Raw genomic sequence first — 16,917 nt, forward strand, 5'->3', positions numbered from 1 at the left:
TTTCCCCTTTGCGGGCTATTTTGTCCACTTCGTCGATGTAGATGATTCCCCGTTGCGCGAGTTCGATGTCGTAGTTCGCGGCGGCGAGGAGGCGGCTGAGGATACTCTCGACGTCTTCACCGACATACCCCGCTTCAGTGAGGGCTGTCGCATCGGCAACGGCAAAGGGGACTTGCATGATTTTAGAGAGCGATTTGGCGAGCAAGGTTTTACCGCTTCCCGTCGGTCCTACGAGCATGATGTTGGATTTTTCCAATTCGACGTTGTTATAGACCGGATTCTCGATCCGTTTATAGTGGTTATAGAGGGCGACGGCGAGCACTTTTTTCGCATCATACTGACCGATAATATATTTGTCCAAAAATTCGACGATTTTCTCAGGGGTCGGGAGCTGTTGCTGCATCGCGGAGCGTTGCTCGTAACGTACCTCTTTTTGGAGGATTGCTGAGCAGGTGGTGACACACTCGTTACAGATATGGGTCGTCTCCGAGGAGAACATTTTTTTCACTTCACTTTGCTTTCTCCCACAAAATGAACACGATTTTTCAGTACTCATCAGACATCCTTCGGCGTGAATTTAGTGAGGATCGTATCGGCAAGACCGAATGCAATCGCTTCGGAGGCTTCCATATAGTTGTCACGGTCGGACTCTTTTTCGATCACTTTGGTACTTTTACCCGTCGCCTCTGCGAGGATCACATACAGTCGGCGTTTGAGGTTAAGGATATGTTTGGTGTGGATCTCGATGTCGCTCGCCTGACCCGAATACCCTCCGAGGGGTTGATGGATCATCACTTCGGCGTTGGGGAGCATGTAACGATTCCCTTTTTCGCCGCAAGTGAACAGCACCGCCGCCATCGACGCAACCAGTCCCATAGCGTAGGTATGCACAGGTGCATTGATGAGATTCATCGTATCAAGTATCGCCAACCCCGCCATCACCGAGCCGCCGGGGGAGCTGATGTACATGTGGATCGGCTCTTCAGGGTCCATCGCTTCGAGGTAGAGGAGTTGTGAAACGATAACTCCCATCATATGATCGTCAATCGCTTCGGTGATAACGATAACACGGTCTCCGAGGAGTTTGGAGAAGAGATCGAAATAACGTTCTCCACGCGGTGAAACATCTTTGACGGTTGGAATAAACGGCATGAAAATCTCCTTTTAGACAAATGCTTTGATGAATTCGACAAGTGACATCGGGATCACTTCGAGGTTGTGTTTTTCAATGAACTTTTTCTCTTTTTTACCCAGCTCTTTGTCGGTGATGACGTAGCCCCCTTCAAGATCGAGGGAGAGTTCGTTGGCAACCATACGGTCGGTATCGCGGTCAAATGAGGTTCCCAAAAAGAGGTATTTTTTCGTTTTTCGGTAGGTTTTGAGGATTTTCGGAACCGCAAATCCCCCCATCGCTTCGGTAAGCCAGTCGACATAGTCGGCGTCACTGATGACGAAGCTCGGATTCGGCAGAGGGGAACCCATCGGCTTGAAGAGGATTTTTTGGGCGGTTTCGAGTACCTCTTCATCCACCAAAAAGTACTTTTGGTTTTCGACATCGTATTCGTACACTTCATAGCGGTAATCGTTCCCCATGATGCGCGATTTTCCGATGATAAGGCAGTGAGGTGTGTAGGCGAGAAGCTCTTGGAGTTTCGTATCGCGGTTGGTATCGATGATATAGCGTGGAGACATATCTACGATCGCTTTATGAAGCGGTGTCGGCTCGAAGGGCTTGGTGTAGATGTGGTTGATGAGCTGTGTCATGTACTCAACCCCTCGGCGCTGTTCCAAATGCATCGCGGCACGGGAGTATTCGAACATGAGGCGCGGTGACATTGCACGTCCTCCGTTCATCGCCAATATGAGCGAATCACTGTCATGAGGGACGGCTTCGCCTTCTTTGGTGATAATCCCCTCAAACACCCCCAAACCGAAGTAGGGGATCGTGGTTTGGTTACGTAACTCTTTTTTTATCGTTTCAAATAGTGTGTCCATTATGATCCCTTGTGGAGCTTTGGTCAAACTATTGCATTTTGCGTTCTTGTTATAAATAGGAGTAAATTAGTCTTATTTGTAGGATTGTAAGGGGCGTGGGGTGAAAAGGGACAAAAATGTCTTTAGTTCCCGAAGGCGCTTGCCATTTTTTTGAAAAAGGATTTAAAAAGTCCCCCTTTTCCGACAATGTGATCAATGTATTGATCATACGTCATATTTTTTGTTTCTAAAAACCCGATGAGATATTTTTCGGATGCATCTATTCCGCTTGCATTTTCAATCAAAAGTAACTCGTTGTAGAGCTCGGTTATTTCTGAGACCAGTTTTTTATCGGCACCTTGGCGATAAGCGATATATCCGGTGACTTTATTATCCAATGGATTTCTCCGAATATCGAATTTAGTCGTGACCCAGTAATAGTTTCCGTTTTTGGATCTGTTTTTGACAATGGCAAAAATATCTTGGCTCAGTTGTATCCGTTTCCACATAAGTCTAAATATGACTGCCGGCATATCGGGATGTCGGACGATATTATGAGGGGAATTGATTAACTCTTCCAATGAATAACCGGAAATGTCCATAAAATCTTTGTTGGCGTATTCGATAATACCTTTGAGATCGGTGCGGCTGATAATCATTTTTTTTGGATCAACATAGATTTCTTTAGAAGTTTGCCCCATGATTACTATTACCTTTAATAATATTTATCTTAATTATAAAATAATAGCATTATGAGAGTCATATTCCGGTCATAAAAAACACAAATTCTTTGACTATTGGGTACAAATTGATCCTATTGATCGCCTTTAGGAATGACACCCTTTGCCCGTGTAGCAGTTTTGCGCAGCGGCAACTTTTAGAAGTGCTTTATCGATACTAAAGGGTATGCTGGGATCACATAGCACTTCATGGTAAAACACGGCACCGTCTTTGGAGAGGATAAAGAGTGATTTGGCGAGCTCTTTGTTGCTGAGACGGACACCGTAAAAGTCTCCGAACGCTTCGTCATAATCATATCCGCTCAGCCACTCTTCTACGACGGGGAGCGTATGGGTATCATTGGCAACAATAAGCGCTTTTGTGATCCCTCCGAGGGCATTGATGTAGAGCAAAGAATTGAGTTCATTAAGCTGAGCGACTAGCGCTTCATCGATAAAAGGGACGGAGATAAGGAGCTGTGTCGAGCCGTTTTGCCCGCCGATGGCAAATTTTTCTTCTGTGCTGCTTTTCAGATCGACCCGTTCGGATGCATAGCCGACATCGAGCGGCATATCTTCAAGATGCAGGGTGGATGTATCGTAAGTGATCTGCAATTTCTGCTCCTATGATGAAATGGTTGAGGGCCTCTTCCGCCGTTTTGACAAACGGGGGGACTTTATGAAGTTTGATACCGACATTTTTCATCGCAAATAAGGTGTTTAGACAATATTGATCGACGATGAGGGTATTGCATTTTCCGATCACTTCAAGGAGGGCATAGTGCTCACTGATATGATAAGGATCTTTGGCTAACGTGCTTTCGCATTCGCACGACATCATTTTCGGGTCATTCACCATATTCCCTGAATATTTTTGCCAAGGATTGAGTTTGGTCTCCATGTGACGGTATCGGATGTCTTTACGATTCCCGCTCACTTCATACAAAGAGAACATGGTGCAGGAACATGGGTTGTTATGGTAAACACGCTCTTTCGGATCCAGTGGAATAGCAACGATCATGAACACACTCCTAATTATGTAATAGATAATGCATTTTTTGTTCTGATGGAAAATAGACGGCTAAAAAAAGGGATAGAATTTGAGTTGCATTGTAATTTAGGAAAAATAGACTAAAATAAGATACTTTTACGAAAAGGAGAGAAAATGCGGCTCATAAACTACCGTTATGTTGATCACCAGCAGCTCTCCTCTTTCATCGATACCGATATTCCTGCTTCGTATTCGATTTTTATCCAACTTTTTAGCGGAAATATGGATATTTCCCTTCTTCAATCGATACTTGATACGCTCTATCTTAAGCTTCCTAATGCGGTAATTATCGGAGCTACGACAGCGGGTGAAATCATGAACGGGACTATGAGTTCGCGTGAGATCGTTATCGCTTTTTCTCTTTTTGATGCGACGGATGTAAAAAGTCGCTATTTCCCGATGACCGATTTTGAAAACGGTGTTTTGGCCGCAGGGGAGATGGTGAATCCGCGTAGCAAAGTCTGTATCGCTTTCGGCGAAGGGTTACATGGAGATTCGGAATCTTTTTTAAACGGATTTACTTCGGTATGTGACAGTCTTATCATTGCCGGTGGAAATGCGGGAGATGATTTGACGTTTAGCCGTACTCATATCATGAAAGACAATACAATCTATGATGAAGGTGTTGTTATTGCTGTTTTGGACAGTGATGTACTTCATGTTCATAATGCTTACTCATTAAACTGGACATCTGTCGGTAAAGAGATGACGGTAACGAAAGCAGATAAAAATATTATTTATGAGATTGATAATCGACCTGTTATGGATATTTATAAACACTATTTAGGTGCGGAAGTCTTTAAACGAGGTATGAGCAATACGATTGAATTTCCTCTGATAAAGATTAAGGATGGTATTCGAATCGCACGTGATATTATAGGCAAAACAGAAGATAATGCTTTTATCTATGCAGGTCATTTTACGATCGGAGAAAAAGTTCGCTTTGCGATCGGTAATGTTGACGAGATATTAGATCATGCAGTAGATATTCGTGATAAAGTCGCTTCTTCTCCTGTGGAAGCTACGTATATCTATTCGTGTTCAGTTCGAAAACTGTTTTTCAAAGAACAGCTAAATTATGAGTTTACTCTTATTAATGATATCGCGCCAACGGCAGGGTTTTTTACATTTGGGGAGTTTTTCCACTCTCCTAGCGGTAATCAGCTTCTCAATATAACAACAACAACTCTCTCGTTAAGTGAGAACGATGTTTTAATCTCAGCAAGTGATACATCAAGAGAGGCAGATGAACATCGTCATACAATGTTGAAATCTTTGACCCATTTAGTGAATGTAACACAACATGAATTGGATGATAACATTAAGATGCTCGACCAATACAAAATGGTATTGGATGAGAGCTCTATCGTCTCAAAAACAAACAAAAAAGGGATTATTACCTACGTTAATGACGAGTTTTGCAAAGTTTCGGGATTTAGCCGTGAAGAGTTGATCGGAAAGTCACATAATATCGGGCGACATCCCGATAACTCTAAAACGCTTTTTAAAGATTTATGGAAAACGATCAAAGCGGGCAAAGTATGGAAAAATACCTTTAAGAACAAGACGAAAGATGGGAATGAGTATTACGTCAAATCGGTTATCGCCCCTATATTTGACGATGAGGGGAAAATAGTCGAGTACATCTCCGCGCGTAAAGATGTCAGTGAATTGATCAAAAAAGATGAGATTATTCAGCGTCAGCTCAAAGACCCGTTGACCCATTTGAAAAATCGGACGGCACTGCTGAATGATTTGGAAAACAGCGGAGATGAGGTGATCCTTATGCTGGTCAATATCGACCGATTCTCGACGATCAACGATTATTTCGGCTATCAGATCGGAGATGAACTCTTAAAACTGTTTGCCTCTCGGTTGATCGATACGACGGTACACTCTCAGTTGTATCGGATCAGCGGAGATGAATTTGCGATTATTTGTGTCGATAGAACATTTGACGATGAACTGCGAGATCACGCGATAGACCACATCAACAAGCTTGAAAATTTCAAATACAATATTGCAGGATACGACATCTCCATCAATGTCTCCGGCGGAGTCGCCCATGCAACCTACTCGGATGTCTATAATCTTGCTCATATGGCACTCAAAGAGGCGAAAGAGCTGCAAGAAAAGTTGATTTTTTTCAATGATAACACGGCATTGACTGAAAAAACCCGTAACAATATCTGGATGGTTAATAAAATCAAATCTGCCATCGAAGAAGATCGAATTGTCCCTTATTTCCAAGGGATAGTCGATAATAAAACCCGTCAAATTGTTAAATACGAGGCATTGATACGGCTAGTGGAACATGATGGTTCCGTTCTAAGCCCGTTTTGGTTTTTAGAACATGCGAAAAAATCAAAACTCTATGACAAATTGACCCGTATTATGATCCAAAAAACATTTTCGATGTTTGAACAAAACAGTTACGAGTTTTCGATTAATCTTACGGTGCAGGATATTGTATCGGATGAGACAAGGGAATATTTGTATCAAATATTGGAGTCCTCATCTGCCGCGAATCGGGTTATTTTTGAGATTGTGGAAACCGAGGGGATTGTCAATTATGAAGAGGTGGTCGATTTTATCCAGAGCGTAAAACAGTTCGGGTGCAAGATCGCGATTGATGATTTCGGCAGCGGATATTCAAATTTCAGCTATCTGAGCAAACTGGACGTTGATTTTATTAAAATTGACGGCTCACTGATTAAAAACATCAACACAGACCAAGATCACCTCTTTACGGTAGAGAGTATCCTCTTCTTTGCCCATCGAAAAGGGATTAAAACGATTGCCGAATTTGTCGAAGATGAGGCTGTATTTGCCAAGCTGATAGAACTCGGGATCGATCATTCACAGGGGTATCTCTTCTCTATCCCGAAACCTACACTCTAATCTCATATTCTACACTACCGTTAAAACTCCTACAAAAACGTCGCTTTTTGTCAAATTTCTCTTTTTAAACCGATAGAACACACTTTGCATTAACTCCTACAAGAAAATGGTTGCATGCTGGATGAGGCGATTGAATCATTGGATTTTTTACTAAGGAGTTTAAGATGAGCTGTTCCTCAAGCGGTAACGAAGCTTTTATGCCCGATGACATCAAAGAGAAGATTCATAATCATCCATGCTATTCAGAGGGTGCCCACCACCATTATGCCCGTATTCACGTCGCGGTAGCCCCGGCGTGCAATATCCAATGTAATTACTGTAACCGTAAATACGACTGTTCGAATGAATCCCGCCCCGGCGTTACGTCAGAGCGTTTAACACCTGAAGAGGCGGCAAAAAAAGTGCTCCTCGTCGGCGGTGAAGTTCAGCGTATGAGTGTATTAGGTATCGCCGGTCCGGGGGATGCGTTGGCGAATCCGAAAAAAACATTTGACACATTCGGTATGGTTCGCAAATTTGCACCTGATTTGAAACTCTGTCTCTCCACCAACGGATTGGAACTCGCAACCTATATCGATGAGATGGTAGAACATAATATCGATCACATCACCGTCACGATCAACAGCGTCGATGAGAGCGGAGAGATCGGAAGCCAAATTTATCCGTGGATTTTCTATAACAACAAACGCTATTACGGCCGCGAAGCGGCACAAATTCTCCTCGAACGTCAGCTAGAGGGGATGAAAAAATGTGTCGAAAAAGGGATTTTGATCAAAGCGAATTCGGTTCTTATCCCGGGTATCAATGACAAACATTTGCCGGAAGTCTCCAAAAAACTCAAAGAGATAGGTGTTTTCTTGCATAACATCATGCCGATCCTATCCGAACCGGAATTCGGGACTGCCTTTGCATTGGCTGGTGTACCGAGTGCTACGGATCAGGAACAAATGGCGGTTCAAGAAGCGTGCGGTATGGATATGAAACTCATGCAGCACTGCCGTCAATGCCGCGCCGATGCGGTCGGGCTTATCGGTGAAGACCGCGGAGCGGAGTTCACCAAAGATACTTTTGCGGGGCTCAGCTTCGACGAGCTTCAAATCAAATACGATCTCGAAGCACGCCAAGCGGCTCAGGCGAAAATCGAAGAGTTCCGATTCTTCCTCGATCAGGCGAATGAGCGTGTCCGCAAAGAGAAAGAAGAACTGAGCTCCGATGGTCATACGATCCTCGTTGCGGTGACGACGGCGGGCGAGGGGATGATTAACCAACACTTTGGAAGCGTACGTGAGTTCTTGATCTACGAAGCGGGGGACAAAGGGATACGATTTATCCACCACCGCAAAGTGGAAGCCGAATACTGTGCGGGACCGGACGGTACGAATCCGCTTCAACCGATATTGGATCGTCTCAAAGACATCAAACTGATCCTTACGGCGAAAATCGGCGGATGTCCGCAAGGTGATTTGGCAGCTGCGGGGATTGTCGCTGATCAAAGCTATGCGTATCAGCCGATCGAAGCATCGGTACTCAAAGCGACCCGAAAATATTTCAACCTCCCAGAGGAAATGGAAGTCAATTAAAGGAGCCTATTATGGCGCTCATCAACGACACTACATTGCGTGACGGGGAACAAGCTCCCTACGTTGCATTCAATACCGATGAAAAACTCCATATTGCAACGCTTCTCGATGCGTGCGGTGCGGATGAACTCGAAATCGGTATCGCGGCGATGGGTGTCAAAGAGCGCGACGATATAAAAGAACTTTTGGCTTTGGGTCTGAAGGCTCGGATGATGACGTGGAATCGGATGAAAATGGAGGACTTAGACTCTTCCCTCTCCTGCGGTGTCAAAGCGGTCGATCTCTCTATCCCTATCTCTGATCTGCTGATCGGGGTGAAATTTGGGGGGAGCAAACTAAATGTATTAAAAGAGCTCGAGAGAGTCGTCAGCACCGCATCGCGTGAGGGACTTTTTATCTGTATCGGTGGGGAGGACAGTTCTCGCGGAAGTCATGAGTTTATCCGCGATGTGATGGAACTCGCCCGTGAGTGTGGAGCACACCGTTTTCGCTATTGCGACACTATCGGGGTGATGACACCGACACAAACCTATACCTCCATCAAAGCATTGAGTGATCTTGATCTCCTCCCGATCGAAATGCACACTCACAACGATTTCGGACTTGCCAATGCCAATGCCCTCAGCGGAATCGATGCGGGGGCAATCAGCATGAACACCACCGTGATCGGATTGGGCGAGCGGGCTGGAAATGCTTCGTTTGAACAGATTCTGATGGCACTCAAACACCTTTACGGGGAAGCGCGTACCATCGATCCGATACAGTTGCGGGAGTTGGTGCAGAGCGTTGCCCATGCCGCCAATATCGATTTAGCGCATAATGCCCCTATCATCGGAGAGCGGATATTTGCCCACGAGAGCGGTATTCATGCCGATGGGATGATGAAAGATTCCCATGCATATGAGCCTTATGAAGCGAGTGAAGTGGGATTGCAAAGCTCTTATCCCATCGGAAAGCACTCGGGAAGTGCAACGATCCGCTACCATTTAGCACGAATGGGGATCAGCGCGGACAACTCCATTTTGGGCGATTTGCTCCCTAAAATCCGTGAAATCGTCACATCCCGTAAACGGGTTTTGGAGACGTATGAACTCAGATCTCTCTATCAGGATGCGGTGTGTCTATAGTATGGCTTAAATACGCCGATGTGGCGGAACTCACCAAAATCGCCGAAGAGGTGGGCTGGCTCCTCGATGGGTATCACGTCAAACTCATGATGATGCATTCTCCCCATCTGTGCTACGGCGCGTATGATGAGGGGGTATTGGTCGGTGCGGTGATGGCAATAGAGTTTGAAACCTCGGCGATGATCAAGTATTTCATGGTGAAACCGACCCATCAAAAACAAGGGATCGGACGCCGTCTTTTCGCTACACTGTTCGGAGCGCTCAAAGAGGAACACCCCTCTCTCTATTTACACGCCAATCCGGCACTGGAGCCGTTTTTTCAAGCGTATGGGTTTAAATCGGTTATGGAAGTAGGGCGATTCCTCAATGTTGGGAAAGTTCCTCCGTTTAGTTTTACGAATGCTCAGGCCAAAGAGCTCGACAGCGGAAATTTCGATGCGACGATTCGACGGATCGATATGGAGACATTCGGCGAAGATCGGATGGATTTTATGATGGATGAGATGGAGCGTAACAGTTCGCTCAAATTTGCTTTGCCAAACTCTTTTCAGCACTCCAGCGTCATCAATTCACGCGGTGTCTATCTGGGGCCGTGGCAATGCCGCGCGGGCTATGAAGAAGAGGCGGAGAAAATGATGCAGGGGGTTCTCTATTTTCGAGGGCTGAAAAAAGTGTTTGCCGATGTCCCGATGGGAAATACCAAAGCGGTCTCCCTGTTTGAAAAATACCATTTCCAGAAAAAAGGGACGTTCCTCCACATGTGTTATGGAGAAGATCGTAATGTCAATTTTGACAATGTCTATGCATTTTCGCTTTGAGACTACGGTATTCGTTACGTTCTAAATTGCTTCAATTGTGCATTGAGCCCTTTGCTCATTTGATCAAGATTTTTCGATGTATCCGCAATTTGTTCTACACTAATAGCATTTTCAGACGAAGAGATGTTGATCGTTTGAAATAGAGCGGATACATTGTTAATAGCTATTTTGGCACGTTCAGACTCTTTGGATGTCATTTCGACTTTTTCTTTTGCTTTGGACATTGTATCTACGGTTGATGTGATTGACTCTTGAACGGATTTGGATGATTCAGAAGTCGCTCTGATCGATTTAGCGTTAATCCCCATTTTTTCTCCGGCATCATTTATAGATTGAAGAATAATTTGAATTGTTGAATTGATTTCTAATAAGCTTTTTTGGGTTCGTTCTGCCAATTTACGTACTTCATCGGCAACAACAGCAAAACCACGTCCATGTTCACCTGCACGGGCTGCTTCGATTGCCGCATTTAGTGCTAAAAGGTTCGTTTGATCCGCAATATCTCCTATAATTGTCAAAATCGACTGAACTTGGACTGCCTCTTGAGAAAGTCGTTCCAAATCTTCGGCGAGAGAACTCTCAGCTTCTGAACTAAATTGGATATCTTCATCCATCTTAGCTATTTTTTCTTTTGCTTCTTTTAGTATTTGATTTGCATTTTCAATCTCTTTTACCATTTGCAACGACTGTTCTGTAGTAGACTCGATTATTTTTTCTACGTTGGATAATTCATGTTGATTAGTAACGATTTCATGAGCATTTTTTTCAATTCTTTTACCGATATCCAGAGAAGTTATGCTTAGTTCAGCAGCTGTTTCTCCATTTTGGAAAGAAATATTTTTAATATCTTTCATGATTTTTTGCATGTTGTCCAGTGACTGATTAATATGTAATGCAGCAGCTGAAATTTCATCATTTCCTTCTGTGGGGATGCGATGGGTTAAATTTCCATTATGCAATTCATTTGCCATTACAGACATCGAGCTGATTTTATTCAATATAATTTGAATCGAATGATAGACAATGTACAAAACACTCATGAAAATAATAAAAAATAGAATAAAAAGTTTTATAGTTTCGGATTTTAATAATTCGGTAGCTTTCTTTTCATTGCTCAGTGAATATTCATTAGACAATACAACAATCTCATCTACAGCTTTACGATGCTCAAAGTAAACCTCTTTTAACTCTCCGGATGCCAATGAAGATGCATATGCCAAATTGCCTGATTTGATGGCCGGTATGTATTTTTTCTCTAAAATATCATAATATTTAAGTGCAGGAACATAAGCCTTTTCTATCATAAGCGGCCGAATTTTTTCGTGATGAAGGTTGTCTAGCCAGAATTTATGTCGATCTTCATATTCGCCTTTTAGCCGTTCAACCGTCTTAATCAATGTAGCTAGTTCATCAGCATTCTTAATCTGTAACATTTCTAAGCTAACTAATCGAGTTTCAATAATATATTCGGGGGGAGGAAGGACATCGGCAATGAGATCTTTTGTCTGAACAATTTCATGGTAAAGATCACCATTGATTTTGATAGAGTTCATGGCAAGAAATGACATCAGTGCGAATAATGAAAAACCTGCGGTAAAAATTACTGCGAATAACCATAATCTTGTTTTAATTGTTAAGGAATGAAACACTTTATATTGCCTTTTATTTATACAAATTTGCAAAAGTATAGCAATCGTTTGTTGCAAATTTATTGCAATATGGTTAAATAAAATACATCGTCATTGTGATAATGTACTTAGAGACAAAAAATTTCATTTATAAAAAGTTGGATATTGCAACATATTTATGACCGATTTGTGACCGTTTAGTATCACATTAATCTATTTTTTCCTTGTTTTATCCCATTTTTGTTAAAAAAATTGTTGATACGGCGATTTTGAGTCATATATGAGATGACCTATACATGACCGTTTTCTTGCTAATCTATCAGTTATAAAGTGAAAAGGCTTATAAATGATGGAATCTGCTAATACGTATATCGGACGACAGCCGATCTTGGATACGAACGGTAACTGTGTCTCGTATGAACTGCTCTATCGTGGCAATATCACTTCTCTTGAAGCCGGTTATCTGGATAATACAAAAGCAACAGCGCGTGTCATTCTCAATCTTATGCATAATATCGGAACATCTACGATTCTTAACGGTAAAACGGCTTTTATCAATGTTGACGAAACCTCATTGTTGAGTGACATCATTTTATCTCTCCCCAAAGATCAATTTGTTTTTGAAATTCTAGAGTTCACACAAATGTCAGATACTCTTATTAACAGAATCCGAGAACTTCATGAGATGGGGTATCGGTTTTCATTGGATGATTTTGATTGCAGAAGAGATCGAATAGAATATTTTAAGCCTCTTTTTGATTATGTTGAAGTGATTAAAATTGATGTTCTTGCTACGGATAAGTCCTGCCTCGAAGCTATTGTTAATCTCTTTCGCCCTTATCCGATCAAACTATTAGCAGAAAAAGTTGAAACGATTGAAATGTATGAGCTGTATAAAAATGCCGGCTTTGAGTTATTTCAAGGTTATTTTTTCGAAAAGCCATCGATCCTCAGTGGTAAACAAATCGAACCTTCGGTTGCCAAAGCAATCGAGTTAATCAATATACTCCAAAGTGAAACACATGTAGATTCTATTCTCGAAAAATTCATGGAAGCACCGGAACTAACCTTTATGCTCCTCAAATACATTAACTCTGCCGAATTTAATTTTAATCACAAAATCACCAGTATAAAACAAATTCTTAATTTACTGGGACCTGCAAGAGTACGAGCATGGCTTGGACTATTTTTGTACATGGAATCTGAAGATAAACCGTTTCGCGAATCTCTTGTCGAAGCGGCAAAATTTCGGGCAAATTTTATGAGTTCGCTGGTCAAAATACACGGGAATGATCAATTGTTCGACGAAGCATTTTTTGTAGGGAGCCTTTCGTTGATCGATACCTATTTACAAGTATCGATGGATGAAATTATCGAAAAAATTAACCTCTCCGATGCCATGACTGATGCACTATTTCTTCGTACAGGGTATCTGGGGAAACTTTTATCTATTTCAGAAAAATTGGAAAGATCGGAAGAACTGCAAAAACATCTTGAATACATCGCTCCAAAAATAAAACTTTCTACCAATCAATTGTACAAGATATATATTGAAGCCTGCTAGACCTGTATCCAATCATCTTTAATAATAGTCATGTTTAAGTATCTTTTTTATTAAAATACATGACCAATTTGTGACCAAGCAATGCATATAATTATATGTAACTAAAATGCGTTAATTAAATATTAAATTTAATGAAGAGGTCACATGAAACTTCTGAATCATCTCTATCAAAATTATGACGAATTGGAGCGATTTTGCACGCTTCACGATCTGGAAAGAGAAAAATCTGTTCTAATACAGTTATTTGGTTCAGATCAAAGTAACGAAACCCTTTATCGTATTCGTTCCGAAATATGTTCACTTATGCCTCATGCCTCACTAATTGCGACAACAAGTGGAGGAAATATAGATCACGGAATGATTGTTGATTCTCATGTCACCCTTTCATTTTCTATTTTTGAACGCACTGACGTTAGAGCGGTGGGGTATAAATCCCAAAATCTTAAAACACTCATAGACGATCTCGCTGAAAATTACGTCAAGGACGATACGAAACTATTGATTGTTTTTGCCAATATGTTTCGGCTGGATTCGGCACTTTTTATGGATATGTTGGCAAGACGGTTTCCTAATTGTAATGTTGCGGGAGGAAATTCGGGAAATGATTTTCCTTTCATGCACTGTGAAGTTTTTTCGACTGATGTCGATGATTGTGACGTTGTTGTCGCTGCACTCTCCTCGATCGCTCTTGAAGTCAGGACGGAGCATCTTTTAAATATTCAGACGATTGGTCAGGAAATGGAGGTGACGAAAGCTTCGGGCAATGTAGTTTATGAGATAAACCATCAAAGCCCATTGGCACTTTATGCCCACTATCTGGGGGACGATGTTGCTGAAAATATTTTAAAATTTTGGAACGAGTTTGGTCTGATTTTTAAAATCGGTGATATTGACGTCGCTAGAGCTGTCGTCTCTTTTGACAAAGAGAGCGGATCTATCACTTTTGCCGGAGGTATCTCTGAGGGGACGAGTGTGAAATTCGGATATGCAAATATTGAACATATTGAAAAACTAAATCATCAAATTCTCTCTCGACAATTTAACCATAAAAAAGAGGCAATTTACGTCTACAGTTGCGGAGCAAGACGGCAAATTTTGGGGAAATACTACAAAGATGAACTCTCCATTTTAGACCAAATAGCTCCGACTACGGGGTTTATGACCTACGGCGAATTTTTTCACGATGCGCATACGTGCCGCAATGCTCTTTTGAATATGACGACGACAATAGCCGTTTTGTCCGAAAACCCCCTCAACGACCTTTTAACGATAAATCCGATAAATAGAGAAAAGAATCAGCAAGAAATTGCCATTAAAGCACTTACCACTCTGGTTACTAAAACGTCGGAAGATCTCGATCGAAACATTAATTACTTAGAACAATTTAAAAATGCCATCAAGGAGGCCTCTATTTTTTCCATCACGGATGATAAGGGGATTATTCAGGATGTCAACAAAAATTTTGAAATTATTTCAGGATACAGTAGAGAAGAGCTGATAGGCTCTCCTCATAATATTATTCGCTCACCGGACACACCTAAAGAGGTGTTCGCACAAATGTGGCAAATGATTCAATGCGGCATGATATGGAAAGGGTTACTCAAGAATCGACGGAAAAATGGTGAACACTATTACGTTGTCACCCAAATAACCCCTATTTACAATTATGATGGCTCATTTAAAGAGTATGTCTCCATTCGTATCGACGTGACGGAACTTGAAGAGTATAAGCTCGCTCTCAAATACGATCTCGATACCACAAGCAAAAATTTCGAAGAGCATCGTCACTATGCAGCGCAGTACGAAGAGGCGATTAATTCGACCACGGCGATTATTAAAACGGATACGGAAAATTTGATTACCAGTGTAAATGAAAAATTTTGTCTATTGAGCGGATTTGAAACGAAAGAACTGATTGGACGAAATTGTGAAGCATTTAGGCATGAGAAACATCGACAGGAAGGGATATGTAAACAGATACATGCGCAGCTATTACAGAAAAAAACAGTGCATAAAAAGATGACCAATATTGCCAAAAACGGAGACGAATATGTTACTGAAAACTTTTTTTATCCCGTTAGTGATCTTCCCGGAAATGTCATCGAAACTATTCAGATTATGCATGATGTTACCGAGATTGTCAATCTAAACAAAGAGATTATCGATACCCAAAGAGAGATCGTCACAACAATGGGAATGATAGGTGAGACCCGTTCTTTAGAGACGGGACTGCATGTCAAACGGGTCGCTGAATACTCTTATCTGCTTGCTAAACTAATCGGTTTGAGTGAAGAGGATGCGACACTGCTCAAAGAGGCATCCCCGATGCATGACATCGGTAAAGTGGGGATTCCGGATCATATTCTCAACAAACCGGGACGTATTACCCCCGAAGAGTTTGATCTTATCAAAACCCATGCGGAAATCGGATATGAGCTATTGAAACATTCTCAAAGAGAGATATTAAAAGCATCGGCAGTCGTTGCCTATACCCATCATGAACGCTGGGACGGAAAGGGATACCCAAGAGGGTTGATCGCTGAAGAGATTCCGATCTACGGTCGTATTACGGCTGTTGCTGATGTATTTGATGCCTTGGGACATGATCGTATCTATAAAGCGGCATGGCCGTTGGAGAAGATTTTAGAGTTGTTTAGGGAAGAGAGGGGAAAACAGTTCGATCCGACCATGATCGATCTGTTTTTTGAACATTTGGATCAGTTCTTGGCCATTCGAGACCGGATGCAGGATAGAGAAGTATAAACACAATCGTAAATTATTGCAATTGAATAAAAAATGCATAGAATATTCAAAAAGGATATTCTATGTCTGAAATGACCGAAGCTGATCACAAAAAAGAGTTGGCGAAGCTCAAACGACTAGCCGTCGAAATAGCTTCTGAAATCCACGATATTGTCGAAGACACCGTTTGGACAAATCATGTTAAAATGCCGCAGTTAGCTCAAAAGTTGTACGATGCGGTTGAAACAGCAAACAAATACAAAGCAGAGCACTCCCTCTAAGGGGTGAATGATGGCAACCAAAGAAGAAATTTTAGCTCTTGAAATTTGTGAATGCGGTAACAAAAACGTTGCCGATGCCATAAAAATTTTTCAAGAAACTTCTCTCCCTTATAAAAAAGCGAAAAAATTGGTCACGGGGTGTGACAAGAGCTGTTGTCGTGCAGCCCTTCTGCGGCTTTTTGACATGTCCTATTTCGGTACGTTTGATTATGAAGAGATAGAGCGTCTGATTCAACTTCGCCACGATAAACTGGGTGAGATACTAGAGAGGATGAAAACAGGACGATGAATATTCGACGTGCTTCGTATGAGGATATTTCAGATATGGCACGTTTGCTCGGTGAGCTTTTTGCTATCGAAGATGATTTCACGATTGACACGGAAAAACAATCTCGCGGATTAAAACTTTTACTCGATACTGAGAGTGCGATTGTTCTGGTTGCGCAAGAAGAGGAGAGGGTTATCGCTATGGCTACCATCCAGAAACTCGTCTCTACCGCGATAGGTGAATATGTCGGGATAATCGAGGATG

At 42.1% G+C, this 16,917-nt stretch carries 16 protein-coding genes; 9 read left to right on the top strand and 7 right to left on the bottom strand.

Going from position 1 to position 16,917, the window contains the following annotated elements:
* The 6 genes from VFW36_RS10655 to VFW36_RS10680 all read right to left on the bottom strand — a co-directional run.
* Positions 1-556 (bottom strand): ClpX C4-type zinc finger protein (locus VFW36_RS10655; RefSeq protein WP_329658796.1); only part of this gene is annotated, 556 nt, incomplete at its 3' end.
* Positions 556-1,152 carry an ATP-dependent Clp protease proteolytic subunit gene (locus tag VFW36_RS10660; RefSeq protein ID WP_329658797.1) on the bottom strand — a complete coding sequence of 199 codons (597 nt, stop codon included), beginning with the start codon at positions 1,150-1,152 and terminating at the stop codon, positions 556-558. The genes VFW36_RS10660 and VFW36_RS10655, both read right to left, overlap by 1 nt.
* Before the next feature lie 12 nt (positions 1,153-1,164).
* Positions 1,165-1,995 (bottom strand): SIR2 family protein, encoded by an 831-nt coding sequence (locus VFW36_RS10665; RefSeq protein ID WP_329658798.1) that lies wholly within the window; start codon positions 1,993-1,995, stop codon positions 1,165-1,167.
* Between the two features lie 122 nt (positions 1,996-2,117).
* Complete coding sequence (locus VFW36_RS10670) at positions 2,118-2,675, bottom strand: PAS domain-containing protein (protein ID WP_329658799.1); 558 nt, start codon at positions 2,673-2,675, stop codon at positions 2,118-2,120.
* Positions 2,676-2,801: 126 nt separating this feature from the next.
* On the bottom strand, positions 2,802-3,308 hold the full coding sequence (locus VFW36_RS10675; RefSeq protein ID WP_329658800.1) for a hypothetical protein: 507 nt from the start codon (positions 3,306-3,308) through the stop codon (positions 2,802-2,804).
* The gene (locus tag VFW36_RS10680) at positions 3,271-3,714 is read right to left on the bottom strand and encodes a hypothetical protein (RefSeq protein WP_329658801.1); all 444 of its coding nucleotides are present in this window, start codon (positions 3,712-3,714) and stop codon (positions 3,271-3,273) included. Before VFW36_RS10680 ends, VFW36_RS10675 begins: the two co-directional genes overlap by 38 nt.
* 144 nt (positions 3,715-3,858) lie before the next feature.
* Here VFW36_RS10680 and VFW36_RS10685 point away from each other — a divergent pair, with 144 nt between their 5' ends.
* From VFW36_RS10685 to VFW36_RS10700, 4 genes are all read left to right on the top strand, one after another.
* A complete protein-coding gene (locus tag VFW36_RS10685; protein WP_329658802.1) occupies positions 3,859-6,645 on the top strand; it encodes a sensor domain-containing phosphodiesterase in 2,787 nt (928 codons plus the stop codon).
* Positions 6,646-6,809: 164 nt separating this feature from the next.
* On the top strand, positions 6,810-8,225 hold the full coding sequence (nifB, locus tag VFW36_RS10690) for a nitrogenase cofactor biosynthesis protein NifB (RefSeq protein WP_329658803.1): 1,416 nt from the start codon (positions 6,810-6,812) through the stop codon (positions 8,223-8,225).
* A gap of 11 nt (positions 8,226-8,236) precedes the next feature.
* Positions 8,237-9,352: a homocitrate synthase gene (nifV, locus tag VFW36_RS10695; RefSeq protein WP_329658804.1), complete on the top strand. Its 1,116-nt coding sequence runs from the start codon at positions 8,237-8,239 to the stop codon at positions 9,350-9,352.
* Positions 9,343-10,170 carry a GNAT family N-acetyltransferase gene (locus VFW36_RS10700; RefSeq protein WP_329658805.1) on the top strand — a complete coding sequence of 276 codons (828 nt, stop codon included), beginning with the start codon at positions 9,343-9,345 and terminating at the stop codon, positions 10,168-10,170. The genes nifV and VFW36_RS10700 overlap by 10 nt, the downstream gene beginning before the upstream one ends.
* Before the next feature lie 14 nt (positions 10,171-10,184).
* Here VFW36_RS10700 and VFW36_RS10705 read toward each other — a convergent pair whose 3' ends face one another.
* A complete protein-coding gene (locus VFW36_RS10705; RefSeq protein ID WP_329658806.1) occupies positions 10,185-11,876 on the bottom strand; it encodes a methyl-accepting chemotaxis protein in 1,692 nt (563 codons plus the stop codon).
* 268 nt (positions 11,877-12,144) lie between these two features.
* On the opposite strand from VFW36_RS10705, the gene VFW36_RS10710 reads away from it, so the two are divergent.
* The 5 genes from VFW36_RS10710 to VFW36_RS10730 all read left to right on the top strand — a co-directional run.
* Positions 12,145-13,362 carry an EAL and HDOD domain-containing protein gene (locus VFW36_RS10710; RefSeq protein WP_329658807.1) on the top strand — a complete coding sequence of 406 codons (1,218 nt, stop codon included), beginning with the start codon at positions 12,145-12,147 and terminating at the stop codon, positions 13,360-13,362.
* A 144-nt stretch (positions 13,363-13,506) separates the two neighbouring features.
* Positions 13,507-16,125 (top strand): PAS domain S-box protein, encoded by a 2,619-nt coding sequence (locus VFW36_RS10715; RefSeq protein ID WP_329658808.1) that lies wholly within the window; start codon positions 13,507-13,509, stop codon positions 16,123-16,125.
* A gap of 62 nt (positions 16,126-16,187) precedes the next feature.
* A complete protein-coding gene (locus VFW36_RS10720; protein ID WP_329658809.1) occupies positions 16,188-16,385 on the top strand; it encodes a CCE_0567 family metalloprotein in 198 nt (65 codons plus the stop codon).
* A gap of 10 nt (positions 16,386-16,395) precedes the next feature.
* Positions 16,396-16,674 (top strand): hypothetical protein, encoded by a 279-nt coding sequence (locus tag VFW36_RS10725; protein WP_329658810.1) that lies wholly within the window; start codon positions 16,396-16,398, stop codon positions 16,672-16,674.
* Positions 16,671-16,917, top strand: a 247-nt coding sequence (locus VFW36_RS10730) for a hypothetical protein (RefSeq protein WP_329658811.1), incomplete at its 3' end; no start/stop codon positions are given. The genes VFW36_RS10725 and VFW36_RS10730, both read left to right, overlap by 4 nt.

It is taken from the genome of Sulfuricurvum sp., from assembly GCF_036279695.1.
GTDB lineage: Bacteria > Campylobacterota > Campylobacteria > Campylobacterales > Sulfurimonadaceae > Sulfuricurvum.